This window comes from Shimia sediminis, assembly GCF_003990645.1.
Lineage (GTDB): Bacteria > Pseudomonadota > Alphaproteobacteria > Rhodobacterales > Rhodobacteraceae > Shimia > Shimia sediminis.
Window position 1 is genome coordinate 331,016 of the sequence record NZ_RYZK01000001.1, and the last position, 17,599, is coordinate 348,614.

At 58.2% G+C, this 17,599-nt stretch carries 29 protein-coding genes and 1 tRNA gene; 10 read left to right on the top strand and 20 right to left on the bottom strand.

Annotation, left to right across the window (positions count from 1 at the left end; translation table 11 throughout):
- Positions 1-27: 27 nt before the first annotated feature.
- The 3 genes from EK369_RS01610 to EK369_RS01620 are packed head-to-tail and all read right to left on the bottom strand — an operon-like array spanning position 28 to position 2,838.
- Positions 28-648, bottom strand: a complete 621-nt coding sequence (locus EK369_RS01610; protein ID WP_127111939.1) for a MarC family protein — start codon at positions 646-648, stop codon at positions 28-30.
- 4 nt (positions 649-652) lie between these two features.
- The gene (locus EK369_RS01615; RefSeq protein ID WP_127111940.1) at positions 653-2,509 is read right to left on the bottom strand and encodes an ABC-F family ATP-binding cassette domain-containing protein; all 1,857 of its coding nucleotides are present in this window, start codon (positions 2,507-2,509) and stop codon (positions 653-655) included.
- Positions 2,510-2,556: 47 nt separating this feature from the next.
- A complete protein-coding gene (locus EK369_RS01620; RefSeq protein WP_206198008.1) occupies positions 2,557-2,838 on the bottom strand; it encodes a hypothetical protein in 282 nt (93 codons plus the stop codon).
- A 195-nt stretch (positions 2,839-3,033) separates the two neighbouring features.
- On the opposite strand from EK369_RS01620, the gene ndk reads away from it, so the two are divergent.
- Positions 3,034-3,456 carry a nucleoside-diphosphate kinase gene (gene ndk, locus EK369_RS01625; protein WP_127111941.1) on the top strand — a complete coding sequence of 141 codons (423 nt, stop codon included), beginning with the start codon at positions 3,034-3,036 and terminating at the stop codon, positions 3,454-3,456.
- A 68-nt stretch (positions 3,457-3,524) separates the two neighbouring features.
- Here ndk and EK369_RS01630 read toward each other — a convergent pair whose 3' ends face one another.
- From EK369_RS01630 to EK369_RS01640, 3 genes are all read right to left on the bottom strand, one after another.
- Positions 3,525-3,857, bottom strand: coding sequence for a TfoX/Sxy family protein (locus EK369_RS01630; RefSeq protein ID WP_127111942.1), 333 nt, complete (start codon positions 3,855-3,857; stop codon positions 3,525-3,527).
- A gap of 328 nt (positions 3,858-4,185) precedes the next feature.
- Positions 4,186-4,260 (bottom strand) — tRNA-Asn (locus tag EK369_RS01635).
- A gap of 80 nt (positions 4,261-4,340) precedes the next feature.
- Positions 4,341-5,255 carry an MBL fold metallo-hydrolase gene (locus EK369_RS01640; RefSeq protein WP_127111943.1) on the bottom strand — a complete coding sequence of 305 codons (915 nt, stop codon included), beginning with the start codon at positions 5,253-5,255 and terminating at the stop codon, positions 4,341-4,343.
- A 39-nt stretch (positions 5,256-5,294) separates the two neighbouring features.
- Between EK369_RS01640 and EK369_RS01645 the strand changes: the two genes are divergently transcribed.
- Positions 5,295-6,608 (top strand): ATP-binding protein, encoded by a 1,314-nt coding sequence (locus EK369_RS01645; RefSeq protein WP_127111944.1) that lies wholly within the window; start codon positions 5,295-5,297, stop codon positions 6,606-6,608.
- Here the strand turns inward: EK369_RS01645 and EK369_RS01650 are convergent.
- From EK369_RS01650 to EK369_RS01705, 13 genes are all read right to left on the bottom strand, one after another.
- Positions 6,605-7,540, bottom strand: coding sequence for an NAD(P)-dependent oxidoreductase (locus tag EK369_RS01650; protein ID WP_127111945.1), 936 nt, complete (start codon positions 7,538-7,540; stop codon positions 6,605-6,607). The two genes, EK369_RS01645 and EK369_RS01650, sit on opposite strands and share 4 nt — an antisense overlap.
- Before the next feature lie 124 nt (positions 7,541-7,664).
- A complete protein-coding gene (locus EK369_RS01655) occupies positions 7,665-8,738 on the bottom strand; it encodes a tyrosine-type recombinase/integrase (RefSeq protein ID WP_127111946.1) in 1,074 nt (357 codons plus the stop codon).
- Positions 8,735-8,923 carry a hypothetical protein gene (locus EK369_RS21710; RefSeq protein WP_164726799.1) on the bottom strand — a complete coding sequence of 63 codons (189 nt, stop codon included), beginning with the start codon at positions 8,921-8,923 and terminating at the stop codon, positions 8,735-8,737. The genes EK369_RS01655 and EK369_RS21710 overlap by 4 nt, the downstream gene beginning before the upstream one ends.
- 109 nt (positions 8,924-9,032) lie before the next feature.
- A complete protein-coding gene (locus EK369_RS01660) occupies positions 9,033-10,046 on the bottom strand; it encodes a DUF2303 family protein (RefSeq protein WP_127111947.1) in 1,014 nt (337 codons plus the stop codon).
- Between the two features lie 33 nt (positions 10,047-10,079).
- Entirely contained in the window at positions 10,080-10,502 is a 423-nt protein-coding gene (locus tag EK369_RS01665; protein WP_127111948.1) for a hypothetical protein, read from the bottom strand.
- A gap of 38 nt (positions 10,503-10,540) precedes the next feature.
- A complete protein-coding gene (locus EK369_RS01670) occupies positions 10,541-10,822 on the bottom strand; it encodes a hypothetical protein (protein WP_127111949.1) in 282 nt (93 codons plus the stop codon).
- A gap of 15 nt (positions 10,823-10,837) precedes the next feature.
- Entirely contained in the window at positions 10,838-11,080 is a 243-nt protein-coding gene (locus EK369_RS01675) for a hypothetical protein (RefSeq protein ID WP_235871314.1), read from the bottom strand.
- Positions 11,081-11,109: 29 nt separating this feature from the next.
- The gene (locus tag EK369_RS01680) at positions 11,110-11,412 is read right to left on the bottom strand and encodes a hypothetical protein (RefSeq protein WP_127111951.1); all 303 of its coding nucleotides are present in this window, start codon (positions 11,410-11,412) and stop codon (positions 11,110-11,112) included.
- Positions 11,412-11,771, bottom strand: coding sequence for a hypothetical protein (locus EK369_RS01685; protein ID WP_127111952.1), 360 nt, complete (start codon positions 11,769-11,771; stop codon positions 11,412-11,414). Before EK369_RS01685 ends, EK369_RS01680 begins: the two co-directional genes overlap by 1 nt.
- A complete protein-coding gene (locus EK369_RS01690) occupies positions 11,768-11,983 on the bottom strand; it encodes a hypothetical protein (protein ID WP_127111953.1) in 216 nt (71 codons plus the stop codon). The genes EK369_RS01685 and EK369_RS01690 overlap by 4 nt, the downstream gene beginning before the upstream one ends.
- Complete coding sequence (locus EK369_RS01695) at positions 11,983-12,207, bottom strand: hypothetical protein (RefSeq protein WP_127111954.1); 225 nt, start codon at positions 12,205-12,207, stop codon at positions 11,983-11,985. Before EK369_RS01695 ends, EK369_RS01690 begins: the two co-directional genes overlap by 1 nt.
- Positions 12,207-12,470, bottom strand: coding sequence for a hypothetical protein (locus EK369_RS01700; RefSeq protein WP_127111955.1), 264 nt, complete (start codon positions 12,468-12,470; stop codon positions 12,207-12,209). Before EK369_RS01700 ends, EK369_RS01695 begins: the two co-directional genes overlap by 1 nt.
- A gap of 233 nt (positions 12,471-12,703) precedes the next feature.
- Positions 12,704-13,006, bottom strand: coding sequence for a helix-turn-helix transcriptional regulator (locus tag EK369_RS01705; protein WP_127111956.1), 303 nt, complete (start codon positions 13,004-13,006; stop codon positions 12,704-12,706).
- An 88-nt stretch (positions 13,007-13,094) separates the two neighbouring features.
- Here EK369_RS01705 and EK369_RS01710 point away from each other — a divergent pair, with 88 nt between their 5' ends.
- Both EK369_RS01710 and EK369_RS01715 read left to right on the top strand, forming a co-directional pair.
- Positions 13,095-13,340, top strand: a complete 246-nt coding sequence (locus tag EK369_RS01710) for a carph-isopro domain-containing protein (RefSeq protein WP_127111957.1) — start codon at positions 13,095-13,097, stop codon at positions 13,338-13,340.
- 72 nt (positions 13,341-13,412) lie between these two features.
- Positions 13,413-13,853 carry a hypothetical protein gene (locus tag EK369_RS01715; RefSeq protein ID WP_127111958.1) on the top strand — a complete coding sequence of 147 codons (441 nt, stop codon included), beginning with the start codon at positions 13,413-13,415 and terminating at the stop codon, positions 13,851-13,853.
- A gap of 17 nt (positions 13,854-13,870) precedes the next feature.
- Here EK369_RS01715 and EK369_RS01720 read toward each other — a convergent pair whose 3' ends face one another.
- On the bottom strand, positions 13,871-14,308 hold the full coding sequence (locus EK369_RS01720; RefSeq protein WP_127111959.1) for a hypothetical protein: 438 nt from the start codon (positions 14,306-14,308) through the stop codon (positions 13,871-13,873).
- 231 nt (positions 14,309-14,539) lie between these two features.
- On the opposite strand from EK369_RS01720, the gene EK369_RS01725 reads away from it, so the two are divergent.
- The 6 genes from EK369_RS01725 to EK369_RS01750 are packed head-to-tail and all read left to right on the top strand — an operon-like array spanning position 14,540 to position 17,389.
- Positions 14,540-15,073: a hypothetical protein gene (locus EK369_RS01725; protein WP_127111960.1), complete on the top strand. Its 534-nt coding sequence runs from the start codon at positions 14,540-14,542 to the stop codon at positions 15,071-15,073.
- A complete protein-coding gene (locus EK369_RS01730; protein WP_127111961.1) occupies positions 15,070-15,411 on the top strand; it encodes a hypothetical protein in 342 nt (113 codons plus the stop codon). Before EK369_RS01725 ends, EK369_RS01730 begins: the two co-directional genes overlap by 4 nt.
- A complete protein-coding gene (locus EK369_RS01735) occupies positions 15,398-15,664 on the top strand; it encodes a hypothetical protein (protein WP_127111962.1) in 267 nt (88 codons plus the stop codon). Before EK369_RS01730 ends, EK369_RS01735 begins: the two co-directional genes overlap by 14 nt.
- Positions 15,664-16,296, top strand: coding sequence for a hypothetical protein (locus tag EK369_RS01740; RefSeq protein WP_127111963.1), 633 nt, complete (start codon positions 15,664-15,666; stop codon positions 16,294-16,296). The genes EK369_RS01735 and EK369_RS01740 overlap by 1 nt, the downstream gene beginning before the upstream one ends.
- Entirely contained in the window at positions 16,293-17,003 is a 711-nt protein-coding gene (locus tag EK369_RS01745; protein ID WP_127111964.1) for a DNA-methyltransferase, read from the top strand. Before EK369_RS01740 ends, EK369_RS01745 begins: the two co-directional genes overlap by 4 nt.
- A complete protein-coding gene (locus EK369_RS01750; RefSeq protein ID WP_127111965.1) occupies positions 17,000-17,389 on the top strand; it encodes a hypothetical protein in 390 nt (129 codons plus the stop codon). The genes EK369_RS01745 and EK369_RS01750 overlap by 4 nt, the downstream gene beginning before the upstream one ends.
- The last annotated feature ends 210 nt before the right edge of the window (positions 17,390-17,599 follow it).

Below are 17,599 nucleotides of genomic sequence, written 5' to 3' on the forward strand. Positions count from 1 at the left end.
TATGCATGGGCGGTTATCGAGAAAAGGTCATGTGGCAAAGCCGAAGTCTCGCAATCCCTCGAGGATAAACTGCACGGACAATGCGGCGAGCAACATGCCGAGAAGGCGTGTTGCGACGTTCACGCCAGTTTTCCCAAGCACCCGTTCGAGAATACCTGCGGACAAGAAGAACCCCAGAACCACCACCAGAACGGCAATCGCCACGCCCAGGACCAGCGCAGCGCCAGCGACGCCACTGCCAAGTTGGCCACTGAGGAGGATCACAGTCGCGATAGAGCCCGGGCCGGCAATCAAGGGGATGGCAAGCGGAAACACCGAAGGATCGGGGTGATCATCTTCTTCCGTGCGATCTTCGCGCCGTTTTGTGCGGCGTTCAAACAGCATGTCGAGTGCGGTCAGGAACAGCAACACCCCCCCAGCAATGCGAAACGCCGGCATGGAGATTCCGACAAAGCCCAGCACCGCTTCACCCAGGAATGCAAAGAGTGCAAGTATGGCAAAGGCCGTCAGGCATGATCGCAGGGCGATGGACCGTCGCGTGGCAGAGTCGACACCCTGAGTCAGGGCCACAAAAAGCGGCATCAATCCGATAGGATCGATGATCACGAAAAGTGTAACAAAGGCAGTGATAAGCGCGGCGCTGTCCATTCTCTCAGGTTACGCCGCGGCTCTCGGCTTTTTCAAGCTTCTCGAGGGCGCGCATCCAAAGGCCTTCGGCGCGGTCCATGCCATCGCGCACCTCGGCGTACTTTTTTTGCCAGACTTCCATCTCGCCCAGTTTACCGTCTTCGTAGAGCGAACTGTCCGCCAGTTTCTTGGCCAGCTTGTCAGACATTTCGTTCAGCTTTTCAACGCGCTGCTCGCATTTTCTGACCTCAGTTTTCAAAGCCTGCAGCTCATCGCGAGAGGCGCGTTTGACCGCTTTGGGTTTGTCCTTGGTCCTGGGCTTGTCGCTTTGCAGCAGCATGGAGCGATAGCTTTCCAGGTCGCCCTCATAAGGGGTCACCGTGCCGTCCGAGACCAGCCACAGACGATCAGCGGTCATCGACAACAGATGCATGTCATGGCTGACAAGGATCACGGCCCCCGAGTAGGCAGTGAGGGCCTCGACCAGCGCCTCGCGGCTTTCAATGTCCAGGTGGTTGGTGGGTTCGTCGAGGATCAGCAGGTGTGGCGCATCGAGCGTCGCAAGCAACAGAGAGAGACGGGCCTTTTGACCACCGGAAAGCTTTCCGACAAGGGTTTCTGCCTGATCTGCCATCAGCCCGAAGTTGGCAAGGATTGAGCGGTGTTTGCCGGGCAAAAGCTTGGGGCGTTCACGGCGCACGTGGTCCATCGGTGTTTCATCAATGTGGAGCTCGTCCACCTGATGCTGGGCGAAATAACCGATGCGCAGCTTGCTGGATCTAACCATTTGCCCTTCCATCAGCGGCAGACGGTCGGAGAGCAGTTTTGACAGTGTGGATTTGCCCTGGCCGTTCTTGCCCAAAAGGGCGATGCGGTCGTCCTGATCAATGCGCAGGTTCATGCGTTTCAGGACAGCGGTGTCGCCGTAGCCCGTCACACCGCTTTCGATTCTGATGATCGGAGGGGAAAGTTCTTCGGGCGAGGGGAAGGTAAAGGCACGCAGAGCGGCCTCTTGCGGCGACGAGATGGGCTGCATCTTGGATAGCGCCTTGAGGCGGGACTGAGCCTGTTTGGCTTTGTCGGCCTTGTAGCGAAAGCGGTCGACGTAAGATTGCAGGTGCGCACGACGGGCGTCCTGTTTCTTGGCCATCGCCTCGGCCTGGGCGAGCTTTTCGGCGCGCTGGCGGGCGAACTGGTCGTAAGGACCCTGATAGAAAGTCAGTTTTTTGTCTTCGAGGTGCAGGATCGCACCAACTGCACGGTTCAACAGACCGCGGTCGTGGCTGATGATGATGACCGTATGCGGGTATTTGGCGAGGTAGCTTTCAAGCCACAGCGCGCCTTCGAGGTCGAGATAGTTTGTCGGTTCATCAAGCAGCAAGAGATCAGGCTGCGAGAACAGTACGGCGGCGAGGGCGACGCGCATGCGCCAACCGCCAGAGAAATCAGAACAGGGACGTGATTGGTCCTCAAAGTCGAACCCGAGACCCTTGAGGATCGACGAAGCGCGGGCCTCGGCGGACCAGGCGTCGATATCTGCCAGGCGGGTCTGGATGTCGGCAATGCGGGCAGGATCAGTGGCGGTGTCCGCCTCGGCCATCAGCGCGGTACGTTCCGTATCTGAAGCAAGAACCGTGTTGAGCAAGGACACATCCGAAGAGGGCACCTCTTGTGCGACGCCGCCGATCCGCGCGCGCTGGGGCAGGGAGATTCCCCCGGTTTCGAGCGCCAATTCGCCTCGGATCAGCCGGAACAGGGTGGTCTTGCCCGTCCCGTTGCGGCCCACGAGGCCGACCTTGTGACCGGTTGGAATGGTGGCCGAGGCATTCACGATCAGTGGGCGGCCGGCAACGGAATAGGATATGTCATCAATACGCAGCATGGGGCCGAGGACTGATACAGGCCCCGCCTCATGTCAATCGCAAAGCGTCAGTTCAGCAGGGTTTCGACCCCGGAAGCCTCGTAAGATTTGAAACCCACAAGCGGGCTGTCGCCATCAAGGCTGAAGGCAAAGACGTGGATTTCCTCGTGAAGGATCGATGCGCGACAGAAGGTATCCTGTTTCGCCAGATCGGCAGGGCAGGTCTCCAGGTCAATGTGGGGGACGGCGGCCTCGAACATTTCATAAGTCAGAGGCTGGGCATCGCCTGCATCTGCGGCTGTGACAGTCAGTCCCAGAACGATGGCGGAAAAGGTCAGGATGAGTCTCATGGTGTCTCTCATGGTTTGGCGTCTCCTGAGAGTTGTTTAGCAAAAAAATCAGGAATGTAAATATATCAGACTAAAAAAGTCGGAAATAGCGACGAATGAATCATCTTTATCCCTGTCAGTGCCCGTGCTAAGGGCTGCGCCAATTCACATCTTTGGGCGGCAGGGTGCCGACCCGACCTCACAGGAGACAGAACCATGGCGCTGGAACGCACCTTTTCGATCATCAAACCCGATGCCACCCGCCGCAACCTGACAGGCGCAATCAACGCAAAGTTTGAAGAAGCTGGCCTGCGCATCGTTGCTCAGAAGCGTATTCACCTGACCAAAGCGCAAGCTGGCGAGTTCTATGCCGTGCACGCCGAGCGTCCTTTCTACGACGAACTGTGCGAATTCATGGCCTCGGCCCCGATCGTTGCGCAGGTTCTGGAAGGTGAAGGCGCCATCGCGAAAAACCGCGAAGTCATGGGCGCAACCAACCCCGCAGACGCAGCCGCCGGCACCATCCGCGCCGAGTTCGCCGAGTCGGTTGGTGAGAACTCGGTCCACGGTTCTGACGCTCCGGAAACCGCAGCGGTTGAGATCGCGTATTTCTTCTCGGGTCTCGAACTGGTCGGCTAAGGGCTGACAGTTTTGCAAGATTTAGAAGGGCCGCTCCGGTTGGGGCGGCCTTTTTCTTTGAGGTGGGATCAGGTGGCCTTAACCCGCACTCCAATTTTGTCCAGTTCGGCCTCGATTCCGGCCTGAGGATTGGCTTTAGTCTGCGCCTTGATCGTGTCAAAGCGTTTGCGCAGGGCGTCTTTCTCTTTGCCTTTGCAATCGTTCCACGGACGTCCCTGCAACCCCATGACCAGTGCAAAAAAGCCGATGAAATGCGGCCTGGTGCCTGCTTGCAGGAGGCGGGCATAGGCCGCGTCCGCGCCAAGGTCGCGCAGCTCTTCCGCTGAGTGAATACCAGCCTGCGCGCAGGCGGTTTCAAAGGCGGGACCGAGGTTGCGGATGGAGGAGATGGGAGTGCGCATGGGCAGATGTTAATCTGCATTCACAGCGATATCCACCGGCATCAAATTGGCACGAAAGCTTCTTGTTTCCGGCATGTCCTCGGCAGGATTGTCGGCTTTACTGAGGAAAGAGGGAGTGGAAATCAGGAGCAGGACATGTTGCAGGACAAGCAAACTCCAAAGCCAATGCGCTGGCCAGCGCCACCCGTGAAACAGACGGATCCAAGCGCCAAACGCCCCAAGCCGATCTTTGACGATTGGGCAATGATCTAGAGGGTGCCAGTAACGGGCGAGGTTTTGCCCGAACAACCAAAAAAGCCCTTAAGGTTCTGACCTTAAGGGCTTTTTATGGCTCCGGCGGTAGGGATCGAACCTACGACCAATTGATTAACAGTCAACTGCTCTACCGCTGAGCTACGCCGGAACATGGGGCGTGATATAGCGATGGAAAATTCTGGCGTCCAGAGGATTTTGTCAGATTTACCAAGTTTTCTGATTTTTTTCTCAGAGCCGTTCAAACACCGCCTCGGATTCCAAGTTGCCTTGTGGTGAAACCAGTTTTTTTCCTGTAAGATCAACAAGGTGAGCGAATACGTTCCGAGTGGCTGCTCCCATCAATGCGGTGGGGGTGTCAGTGTAGATTTGGCATGCCAGATCGTATGCGCGAGCAGGTCCATGTGAGAGTGCAGCGAGAATCTCAGCCTCGCGCCCCATGCGGTGCTCAATCAGCCAATCAAGTCGCGCATTTGGGTCTGTGATCGGGGCGCCGTGGCCGGAGTGAAAGGTCGCCCATTTGCGGGCATTCAGCCGGTGGCAGGAGCCCATGAAATCGGTGAGGTCGCCATCGGGGGGCGACACCAGGGAACTGGCCCAGCCCATGACATGGTCGCCGGTGAAACAGACGTCTTCCCAACCAAAAGCGATATGGTTGCCAAAGTGGCCAGGGGTGCAGATGGTTTTTAGGGTCCAACCGTCCCCATTGATCTCTTCTCCATCAACCAAACATCTGTCGGGCCGAAAATGCGCATCCACGCCTTCGCCCCCGCCAGCAAGGCCGCGCGCTGAGAGGTCTTGCATTACTGCGCTTCGACCAGCATAGGCGTCACCAAAAGCCCAAACCTCAGCACCACAGCGCCCAGCCAGGTCCGCCGCCAAGGGAGAATGGTCAACATGGGCATGTGTCACAAGGATATGGCTGATGGTTTGTCCTGGCTCCAATGCGGCGAGGATTGCCTCGAGATGTTTCGGGTCTTTGGGGCCGGGATCGATGACAGCTATTTCACGGGTTCCTACCAGATAGGTGTTTGTACCGCGAAAGGTCATGGGCGACGGATTGGGGGCCAGAACGCGGCGCAACCCGGGTGACAGGGTTTCAGCCACCCCGGGCTGGGGATCGAATTTCAGAATTTCCGGGTCCATGGGCTTTCCTTCTGTACCGTGTCGCGGCAAGGTTTAGCCATGTTGTTCAAATGGCTCAAACGCTATATGCCCCGCAGCCTCTATGCGCGCGCTGCAATGATCTTGATCCTACCAATTGTGACATTGCAACTGGTGGTGACAACGGCCTTTATTCAAAGGCATTTTGAGGGCGTGACAGATCAGATGACTCGCGCTACGGCGCGCGAAGTCAATCTGGTGGTCGAGGCAATAAACGATCTCGCAGAAGGGGGAACGCAAGAGGCCGAACTCGAAGAGATTTCCAACTATCTGTTGATCAGGCCGGTCATAGGCGTGGACGATCCGGAAGAAAACTTCCGGCGGTGGTTTGATTTTTCGGGCATCGTGGTTATCCGTACATTTGAAGAACGCGTTCCTGGGCTGCGCAGGGTTGAGTTGATCGATAATCGCCGCGTTGAAGTTTATGTCGATACCGACTTGGGATTGGCGCGTTTGGTTTTTGACCGCAAACGTGTGTCCGCACGTAATCCCCACCAGATGCTTGTGGTCATGGCGGCTTTTGGCGTGCTGATGACAGCAATTTCATTTCTTTACATGCGCAACCAGCTTCGGCCAATCACGCGCCTTTCTCGTGCGGCTGAGGCGTTTGGTCGGGGGCGAAATGTACCTTATGTGCCTGGAGGGGCAACAGAGGTACGCGCGGCCGGAAACGCCTTTCTGGACATGAGGGCGCGGATCGAACGCCAAATTGAACAACGCACGATGATGTTGTCGGGCGTCAGCCACGATCTGCGCACGCCACTCACGCGTCTGAAACTGGGATTGAGCCTGCTCGACAGTGAAGACGCCGCACCGTTGGAGCAGGACGTCGAGGATATGCAGCGTCTTCTGGAGGAATTCCTGAGTTTTGCCCGCGGTGCTTCGGAGGGTGAACCGGAGGAGGTAGATCCGGTGGCCTTGGTCAAGGCCATTGTCGAAGACAGCGCCCGTGGTGGAAGCGACGTCAAGGTGAACAAGATCATTGGCTCCGGCACGGTGATGATGCGCCAGATTGGTGTGAAACGCGCAGTTGAGAACCTTATCGGCAACGCGGTGCGTTATGGTAACAGGGCCGAGGTTTCTTTGGACGTGGGCGAGAAGTTCCTGCGCATTCGCGTGGAAGATGACGGACCTGGGATCGCCGAAGAGGACCGCGAAGAAGCGGTAAAACCCTTTGCCCGGCTCGAGCCAGGTCGCAACCAGAACAAGGGCACCGGAGTTGGGCTTGGCCTGTCAATTGCGGCTGATGTTGCCCGTGCACATGGTGGCGTTCTTAGACTAGGTTCCAGCGAGCGTCTGGGTGGCTTGTGCGCCGATATTGTTATCGGCCGTTAATAGCCGCGCTTGCGGTCGACTTCGTGCAAGAGCGGAGCACCTGCCATCAGGTTGCGGTAGTTTTGCGCAACATCCCCAAAAGCATCCCCCAGATGCCAGCCTGAAACATGTGGTGTCAGGGTTACTCTTGGGTGCTCCCAAAGGGGACTGGTGGTTGGCAAAGGTTCCTCACTCAGCACGTCCAATACCGCGTGGCCGGGGCAATTCCTGTCCAGTGCCTCGACCAGGGCTGTTTCGTCCACCAGATCACCGCGGCCTGCGTTGACAAAGGTGCTGCCTGATTTCATTTCATCAAACATGCCAGCATTGAACATGCCACGTGTCGCGTCTGTTGACGGTAAGATTGCGCAGACGTGATCCGCTCGGTTCAAAAGATTGCGTAGCCCCGTAGGTCCGTGAAATGTCTCTATGTCAGCGAGCTGTTTTTGGCTGCGGCTCCACCCCAAGACCTGAAAACCGAACTGGCGAAACAGCCGTGCTGTAAAGCCACCGATGTGACCGAGGCCCAGGATCCCGACGGTGGTCTTGTGATTCTCTCGAGGCGCGACCGAAGTCCAGCGCTGAGCTTTTTGTTCGGACTCGTGAAAACGCATGTTGCGTTGCTCACGGAGCACATAGGCGAGGCAGTATTCAGCAATCTCGCGCGCTGGGGCTTGGGGTTTCAGGCGCGCGACGCGAACGTGGTCGGGCAATGCAGAATGACCCACAATGGTTTCCACACCTGCACCGAGCTTTTGAACCAGCTCCAGGTTGGGCAAACGCGCTGGCAAATCCGGGCGCAGCCGAGACACCGCAATCATGCGAATCCCTTTTGGGTCCCAATCCTCGTCGAGGGTTCGAATTTCCAGTGTCGGATCATAGACCTGAACCGCATCACGCAGTTCGTCATCGGTGAACCATCCTTGAATGTCGCCGTCGATCAGCAAAGTCATGGGGCACCTATTCATGTTCAAGGGGGGAATATGGTAGGCCCGGCAGGTCTTTACCGGGTATTTATTTTCAATAAGTTAGGGGGAAAGTGGGAAACTTTTACCCCCATAGAACACCGTGAACATATCATGAAAGTTTCCCACTTTTCTTGTTCCAGATCTTGGCGAGTTCGGTTTCTGCGGCCCTTAGCCCGCGTGCGGCCAGTGCCTTGCGGTTGGCGTCCTGAATATACACGCGTGCGGCGTCTGCACTTTTGTCGCCCAGAACAGACATGATGACATCTTCTGACATACCCATTTCAGCCAGAATTGTGGGCACGCACTTGCGAAGGCCGTGGGCGGTGTATCCGCTCGGCAGTCCAGCATCCTTTGCGAAGTCGCTGAACCGCATCGAGGCAGATTTTATGGAGTAAGGCCTACCGAGTTCTGATTGCCACCAGATCATCTCTTTATAGCGATCACCGAGTTCGTCGCGTAAAATGGACAGGAGTGGGATCTCGATTTCGTTGCCGGTCTTGTAGTGCTTTACCTTGATAAAGCCGTCGCGGACCTGGGCGCGCCCCATAACCCGGACGTCAGAAATGCGCTGCACGGTGAATAGAAGGATTGCAAGTGCGATCCGCGCCCTGTGCCCCTTGGGATAGAAATTCTTGAATTTCAGAACGTGATCGAGGGACCATCGCGTGTGCCCGTCGGTTTGTCCGCTGGGCAAGGAGACCTGCGCTGCCGGGTTGCCGGTGGCAAGGCCGACCTCGGGGCTGCTGGCCCAGGCGTAGGCCCGTCGCATGGCCTTAACAAAGTTTCTCGCGGCAAATCTGCGGTCGCCAAATGCATCGCGGACTTTGGCAAGGTCCGCCGGTGTGAGATCGTCACGTCCAATTGCGCCATGTTTCCTGCAAAACCGAATGTAGAAATTGGATCTCTGTTCGCGCGTTGACGGCGCCAGAGCGGCAAACGCTGCGCTGGCCTGGTACTGCCGCAACATCATCTCGACTGAGTCTTTTGCGACCTTTTTCCGATCCTCCGGAACATCGCCGCTGCGCCACTTTTCCAAGAGAGTTTCGTATTCGGTGTGAAAAGCTGCTGTGCCCTCGGCCTGGGCCATGCGTGTTTTGCGCGTCCATCCGGGTGGTTTGAAGTACCAGCGACGATTGCCGTGGCGATCCGTGTCTGAATAGAGGTACTTTCTGCGGTTTTTCATATCGGGTCGTCGAAATCAGTCTTTGGCTTGGTCCTGTTTCCCACCATTGCGGTTTCAAGGTCCTGACGCAACCAATAGGTGCCGCCCATGCCTTTGCGTCCGGGTGGCAGTTCTTCATCCCTTACAGCCCGAATGAAGGACGTCAGGGACATGCCGCAATAATATGCGGCACAATCCTGTTTCATCCTGAACGGGGGGAAGAGGAACGGCGACTCGAGCATGTCAGATTTTTTTCTATGTCTAAAGTATTGAAATCCGTCGCTGCCACCTCGTGAGAAGTGGCAGAAAGAGAGGTCAAGATTCGGGGGTGCCCATGAATGTGGGCAGGTCGGTTTCGGTGGTTGCCGCTTCAACCGCTTCCTTGAAGGCGGCTTCGAACGCCTTTTCGGGATTGTAGATCGACAGAATGAACCGCACTTCGCCGCCCAGCTTGCGATAGCGGAATCGCACTGGCATCCGGTAAGGCGCGCCGCCCATGAAGACGGGGATGGCAATGATGATCAGGTTCGGGATCTGCAGCGGCTTGCCATCCGGGGCTTTGTGTTCATTGACAAACTGGATTTCCTGTTCGCCGCTGTCCCGGTTGGTCTTCACCGTCAGATTGCTGGTTTCATGCACCTGAAACTGCTTGGACATCGCCAGCAGCTGGGTCAGCTGGCCATAGCGCCCTTCGATCTTCTGGGCGGTTTCGATCAGGCGGTTTTCCCACGGCTGGTTCTTGTCGCTGACACCGCCCTTCAAGATGGCGGGCGACGGGTCCATGATGTCCTTGGCCTGCGCTTCGATGAATTCGCCCAGATTGTCTTTCTTGAGCGGTTCACCTGAAACGCCCATCCATGCCTTCCATTCTTCCGACAGCGGGAAGTCATAGATGGCCCGGTGGTGGCAGTGGCGCGCGCTGGCGTCCCCTGTGGCTGTGGTCACGTCGACCGCACCCGCCGCGTGATAGTCCGCAATGCAGGTCAGCGTCGGCGCTTCCATGTCGGGGTTGGCAAATAGGGCTGATGTGTCGCCTTTGAAGCGATTGGCCCATGCGATGATGCTTTGCAGATCGGCAAAGCGGGCCGTGCCTTTGCGCCGGGCCGGTTTGAAGTATTCGGCGGCGTCACGGTGTCTGCTGGTCACATCTTCGATGCGGCGCTTTTCCGGCAGGCTGACCAGATGTGGCGAATTGAATGGGGTTCCGCCTTCCTGATCGACCGGATCTGCGATGCATTCGGCGCTGCCCAAGGTGGCCATCACATCGCGCATGGTTTCTGCCGGGTTTTCGTGCCGCAGGGCGGCGTGATTGTCTGTCTTGTCTGACATGGTCAGTTCCTTTGTTGGGGTTGGTTTTCGGGGTTAAACGTCGCGCACTTCACCCGTTTCCGGGTCGTGTGGGGTGACATCACGCACACCGCCGTGCATGCGCTTCATCAGCGGGCTGTAGAGCGTCATTTGCCCGTTTTCGTCGATGAAGGCCGATGCGGATGCAGGGGGTGCTTTCGGGGCGTTGAAATTGACGGTAGCGCCCATGTCCACGTCACCCTGTTTGCCAAGGGCATAGTTGACGGTGATGGTCATGGACCCTTTGCAGCCTTTGGTGCCGTGCAGTTCCTTGTGTTCCAGCATGTCGATCTGCAGCTGGCGGTGCCCTTCCAGCACTTCGGCAAGGAAATCGCCGCCATCGAACAGTGAGAACAGGTGTTCAATGGTGCGGATTGCATAGGGGTCGTGTGCGTCTGACACGACAACTTCGGCGGATTCGTCTATTTTCTTGGCCATCACGGGCGTGGTCCTTTCTGTGGTGTGGGTGAGGTCGGCTAGGTGGCTGACATCTGGGTCAGTTGTGAAAGAGGTTCCGGCGGGCAGTTCGGCTTCATCCAAAGCGAAACCGGCCCGCCATACCCATGGCGGTGATAGACCCCGTGCAGATCGTCCTTGTCCTTGTTGGACAGGTTCCGCCATTTCATGATCAGGTAGTCACCGTGCATGATGCCGCGCGGGTCATCGCGTTGCGATGTGCCAAGACTGAAGCCGCAAGCCGTCAGCGCCTGCTTGGCTGCGTCTTCACTGGGAAACTTGATTTGAATATTGTCTGACATTTTCGGCCAGCCTTTCTATCGTGGGGTTGCGATCTTGCCAGTCCATGCGTCGAATTCGGTGCGCAGGATCTGGAGCTTCTGTTGGGCCGCTTCGCTGGTGGTCAGCTGCTTGCGGCTGTCGATCTGGCAGCAGTCGCGCAGGTATTGAGCGGCGGCGCTGCTGCTGAACTGTTCGCCTTGCATGCCGCAGCGGCTGGCTGCAAACCGCTGGAAGCGCGGGTCATTGCACAGGATGCCTGCCTGTTGGGCTGGGTCCATGTCGTCAAAGCGTTGTCGAACGGGCGCGTTCATTTTGCACCTATCCGGGCTTTCAGGCCGGGGCATTCCGGGCGCATGGTGCCGCCGGGGCATCCGCATTGCGGCCACAGGGGGCAGTGAAATGTCGGGGTGTTGTCCACCACCAGTTTGGGCGCGCGCTGCTGGTTATCGTGAGTGATGGCAGATGCAGCGCGCGCCCCGGCTGGGGCGGTCCCCTGACGCCCGCGACGGAATAGGGAAAGAAGGCCGGGCACGTCGAGCAGACCGCGCCCGGCCCAGTGACCGGCAAACAGGCGATTGCCGGTTGTGGTGTTGTCGTGGCGCGCGGCCATCAGCGCGCCCCTTGGCCAGCCGCCGCGCGGGCGTTGGCAATTTCTTCGCCGTGGTTGCGCGGGTTTGGGAAAGGCGGATGGACGGTGATGAAACCGTCATCTTCGACCAGCGGCGCAACCGCCTTGGCGGCTTTGGTCCAGTTGCGGATCGCCTCTTCCTCTGACCCGCCATAGGCGTTCACGCCATGCGGGGCGATTTCGAACAGATGGCTGGGCTGCGCCGCATCGGCGGGCGGCACATAGCTGCCGCCGCATTCCATGACTTCATTCATGAACGCATCTTTCTGGCCTGCCATGCAAAGGCATTCGAGGTTCAACAGAAAGGCGGTCAGGCGGTCATTCAGTAGATGGGTGGTCATAGCAGCGACTCCTGCATGGCATCGCCGGGGCGCGCCGTGGCCACGGTTTCAAGAACGTGGAACTGGGCGTCGTTTTCCTTGGCGAGTTTCTGGGCTGCGGCCAGTGCTTCATCGAAGGATGAATAGCGGGCGCGCGGTTCGGTCTTGGATTGCGGGCCAGTGGGTTTACGGCACACCATCCAGAAGCGGGCGAATTGGGGCAGATCGGCCATCACGCTGCCCGCCCGACGATCAAGGCCAGTGACGATGTGCTGCCAAGCAACTGGGCGCGCGGTGAAAGGTCCGCCTGAAACGCCGGGGCTGTGGCCCGCGCGATCAAGATGCGCAGCTGTTCAGCCTTCAGTTCGGCAAAGCGCCGCTTTTCGGCTTCCAGCATTTCGAGGGTTTGAACGGGGCCAGCGCGCATGTGGGCGGGGACGGATTTCATCGTGTCCATCACGCCACCTGCGCTTGCTGGTTGCGCGTCCGAGCCGGGCAGTCGCGGCCTTGATTGCAATCATGATTGCAGGGCGGGCAGGTCTGCACCTGAAGGCGGTGTTGGCAGACGATCTGCCCGCGTTCGGCTTTCAGTGTAGCCCATGCCAGCATCCGCAGTTGCGGCATTCCCGCGTAGCGTGTGGGGTTGTTCACAATCGCTAGTGCGTCCAGGGTCTGCTGGGTCTGCTGGGTCGGCGTTTGAAAATTTAAGGTTATTGCCATGTCGTGCCCTCCAATTGCAAAGGGCACATTATCCGAAAATTTCGGATTGTCTACTGGAAAAATCCGAAAAAATCAGATTACAGTTGCGGCGTCATGAGTGGTGCGAGCGTTGACATGTGAGATCAAAACGTGAACATCGAATTTGGAGAAAGATATGGGTGCATGGATTCGCATTGGCATTTGGGCGCGAAAGCTGGGTTTGAACGTGAACTGGCTGTTTGATGCGCGGACTGCTAGTCGGCGGAAAGAACCGCGAACAGCGAGTCCTGCACATCGCCCGGCAACTGGGCAAAATCGCCGTGAAGAACAAAGTTAAAATCTATTCGGTGCGCTCTATATAGGTGGCGCATAACGTCTATTGACGGTGCGCCCTTAGTCTCTTGGCTGTTATAGGTCTGCGGCTTCAGTTCAAGCATAGCCGCAAAGTCTTTCTGTTTGTAACCGGCAGCAATTCGGGCTGCGCGAAGGCGCAGTCCAATGGCTTCCTTTGTAGTGTCGCCAGTTCGGGCGAGGCGTTCTTTTGTGGCAAAGTCCATGTCTTTCAGTATCCCAAAATCCGAAAAAAATGAATGTGGATAGCAGTTGCTTGTTGAAAATCCGAAATTATCGGATTAATCAGGTGTCATGTATGCTTCGACAAAACATCTGATTGATGAATTCGGCGGCTACCGAGAGGTGGCCGCGCGGATGGGCCTGAAGGCAACAACTGTGCATTCGCACATGTCTGCTGGAGTTTTCCCAGCAAAATGGTTCGCTGCCTTTGCAAGCTTGGCGGGTGAAAAGGGAAAGCCAATTCCCGGTCAAGAACTGTTTTCGTTTGTGCCGTTGCCAGCCCCAAAAATGTCTGGTGAGAGAGGGCGCGCGGCATGATGTTTGGGTTTGCTGTTCCATATTTCAAGTGTCGCATGACCATCGGTCAACGCAAAGGAAACGAGGTTTCCTATGGCTGATCCGGTGACGCGCGGCATTTTCGATGGCCTTGTTCGCCGCGCTGGTGGTGTCGAGGCGGTCGCGGCAGTTTTGGAAGCCCGCTATGGCAAGGGCTGCAAGGGCACGATCAGCAAGATGTGTTCCGGCCAGATTGGCGTCACCGTCGACGCGGCCATCGCCGTCGAAGACTTTGTCGGGGCCTTTCCATTGACCAATCGCATGTTCGAGCGCACAGGCCGGGAAGGTGTTCGCGTTGGTTGCCTGCAAACACTGGCCGCGAAAAGCACGGTTGCCAGTGGTCAGGCTCATGCTGCGCTGATCCGCGCGTTCTCGCATTTGAGTGATGACCCTGACCGACTGACCGGCGAAGAGCGCGCCGAGGTCATAGCCGAAATGCGCGCTGCCCGTCAGGTTTTGACTGACATCATTGATGCAGCGGAGGTCGCGCAATGATGTCTGGTTTCGGTTTCTTAGCGTTCTGTTCCGAACATCGTCAGGTGCCAAAGCACAGTCTTGCCGGGTTCCCGTTCGCAGGACTGGCGAAGTCTATCCATCAGGCTGTCGCGCGGGCCTTCAATGCCCGGTTGGCTCATTTCGTAACCAAGGATAATTCCTTCCAGTTGCCCGATATGGCGCATCAATCCATCGGGCAAAACACCTTCATCTGCAGCGATGGTCGGATCGTCAATCAGTGCCAATGTGTCAGTGCAGTTGGTGGTTCGAATAAAGTTCTGTGCGGGGTTTGCATAGGCGGGAATGGCGTTGATGACTTCCGACCGGCATTGCGCGCGGGCGCTTATAAGGTCGAGGCTTTGGCAGGCTTGCATGGCAGTCGCGTAGTCCGGGATGTCTTCTGCGTGTGCGATGCTGCCAAGTGCGCAGGCGGCAATCAGGAAAAGTCGTTTCATCGGAAATCCTTGTGGGTCGGTAAATTCTTGGCCGACCATATCTGCGCGGCGCTTGGCGTGTCCAGCAGGCGCAGTGCATTCAAACATCTGGGCTGGGGTGCAGTAGTCCCCACAGGACACCATACCGTGGGGGGCGTGGTGGCCCGCTTGATGTGCCCCCCCATCCTCCCTGTTGGACTTGGGCGCGTGGCTTCGGCTGCGCGCCCGGCCTTTTTCGGCGGGGGTGGTTGCATGACAGGGTGTTCGACAGGGCTGGCGCGACCATTGCATCTGTGGGCATCGGGCTTTGCCCGTCGCTGGCATATGAACGCGGCTTTGTCCGGCGCGGATGATTTCAACTGCGCGCATCAGGGCCGGTGCGCCATGCTGGTCATCGTTCTGTTTCCTGATCATTCGCTGACGTTGTTGCGGGCGGCTGTGACACATGACGCTGCTGAATTCGTGGTGGGTGATCTGTCGCAGCCCTTCAAGGCTGTGGGCGGCGGTCTGGTTGCAGATCATGCGTCTTTGGAAGGCGACGTGCTGACCCGAATGGGTCTGGCCTGCGATCTGAGTGAATTCGAGCAGCGTTGCCTGAAGCTGATCGACCGCATTGACGCAGTTCTGTTTGTCCAGCTTCGCGCACCGCAAGAGGCGCGGCGCAACGGATGGCCCGAAGTTCAGGACTGGTGTCTGGGTGAAGCTGCGCAGTTGGGCTGCGGTGAAGCGGTCGCGGGCCTATTCTGGGATTCCGAATGCCGGGCATATGAAGGGGGTGCGCTATGAACGCGATCACCGCCAATGCCGAAAGCCAGCGCCGGATCTTCAATCATTTTTCTGAACGGCTGGAAGAGCGGTTCGGGGGGGGGCTGGATGCCCTGATCTTATGGCGCGCGCTGGCCTATGCGCTGCATGCGCAGGACTGGAAACTGCTGCGCCCCGTCGCCCGTGTGAACCGCAAGGGGCGGCGCGTCTTTGTCTGTCGTTTGGCCGATGGCCGGTTTCTGTTTGTCCTGTTCGATTGCCAGATCGGACTGCCGATCACCGTCTTCCGCGAAGGCATGGTTATTCGGCGCGAAGGCAAAGGAACCATGCAGTTGGGGGTGCCGCATGACCTTCGCTGATATGGACCGCAATCAGATCGAAGAACACGACATCGACCCGCGCGCATGCCGGGCGCTGTGGTGTGCGGTGGTCGAAGAGCAATTCCAGTTGGCCGTTTCGCCCAAGATGGCTGATCGGCCTGCCGAAATATCCGCCGCGCGCCGCTGGTTTGGCACCCGTGATTTCTTCATGGCCTGCGCCTTGGCTGGCGTCGATGGCGCATGGGTTCTGTGGGGCGTTCGCCATCATCTGGCTTTGCAGGGGGTGGCGTGATGGGCAAGCGGGTTTATCAGAACATCGAAATTCGCGGGGTGGTTTACCCTGACGCGAATGCCGCTGCGGCGGCGCTTGGCGTGACGGCTGGGCAGGTGCGCATGGCTGTGCGCAAAGATCGGCTGGATGGGCTGGGCACCCGCCCGGCGCTGCGTCCTGTCACCATTCGTGGCGTGACCTATCCGAATTTCAGCGCCGCCGGAAAGGCGCTTGGCGTCAATCCGAACACGGTGCGCGCGGCTTATCGCAACGGCACCTTGCATCGTGTTGGCACCGGGCGTGTCGGGCCTGAGCCGATGCGGGTGCGCATTGCGGGCAAGGATTTCGATGACGTGAACGCGGCAGCGGCGCACTTTGGGGTGCAGTCCGGCACGGTCTATTCCGCGATCTGTGATGGCGATCCTGACCGGGTTGCCCGGCCTGCGGTCTATAATCCGTGGAAGTCAAAGCCCTTTACCATCGGCGGGCTGACCTTTCCGTCGATGCGCGCGGCCAGCCGTGCCTTGGGCTTCAAGGATGAAGAATACATCGCCAAGGCGGTGAAGCGTGGGTCGCGCCGTGGGCGTGAACGCATTCTGGCGGCGGCGATGACCTATGTCGCGCAGGGCAAGCATGTCTGGGGTGTGGCATGACTGGCATTCAGCGCGACATCACCATCGGAAGCTGCCGCCTGATCTTGGGCGAAATGGGCGGCTGTTTCGCCAAGGATGCCTATGACAATTCCGGCGAGTTGTTCGACATGGTCGAGTGGGCCGACATGGCCCCGCTGATCTATGGTGTGCTGTCCGATGACGCGGATGCCATCATCATGGCTTCAGATCGTGAAGAGGGTGCCGCCCGCGCCGCGTTCGATGCGGCTGGCTTCGGCTTTCACCGTCTGTTGGTCTGGGACAAGATCACGGCAACACCAAACCGCTGGTATATGCCGAACTGCGAATTCGGGCTGTATCTCTATAAGGGCCGCGCCCGTCGCATCACCGATTGTTCTTCGAAGGCATTGATCCGCTGTCCGCAACAGGATGTATCGCACCTGTATCTGGGCGCGGATGTGCCGCCAGATCAGCGCCGCCCGCATGCGACGGAAAAGCCGGTGGCCCTGATGGCGCATTGGATGGGCAATTCGACCGATCCGGGTGATCTGGTCATCGACCCTTTCATGGGGTCGGGGTCCACCATCGTGGCTGCAGCCCGCACGGGCCGCGCGGCCATCGGGATCGAGAAAGACCCAAAGTGGTTCGATGTTGCCTGCGCCCGTGTCGCAGAAGCGGCAGAACGCAACCAGATGGAAATGCCCGTCAGCGCGCCTGTGAGCGCCCAGCAGGAGGCTTTGGCGCTATGACCCTTCTGCTACCCACAACCGCAAATGCCGTGGCACGGCTTGGTGAGCCGGAAGACTTTCGGTCTTTCGCGCATCAGGAATTAGCAGCGTCCAGCCCGTGGCAGGGTGGGATCTGCTTTAACCCATCCTGCGGGGCCGCGTTCAGGCCGCGCCGCAGCTGGCAGATTTACTGCTGCACCGCCTGTGAGCGCACAGGCACGGCAGAGTTGCGCAAGTGGGGCCATCGCATGGCCCTGTCGGCGCTGATCTGGCGCATGGGCAAATATGAACAACATGACGCGGGCATCCGCGATCTGACCCGCGCAGCACGGCGGCATGTGACGCATGTGCAATCCGCGTGGTTGGCAGATCGGCAAGCCCGCGCTGCAGAAAGGGGTAAATCATGAATTGTCCAGAACACTTGGTCTTGGACCGTAAATGGCTGCAGGTTTGGCACATCCAGCATGCTGATGTTCCCCGCAGATACATCACTTGGCGGGAAGTCTTGAATCCTCTTCGCTATGAAATCTGTGTTGGGGCGGGGCCGGGGCGCTACTGGCACTGGAACGATGACGCTTGGCTTTGGGTGGCATGGCGGAATTTTCTGTTCCGGGCAA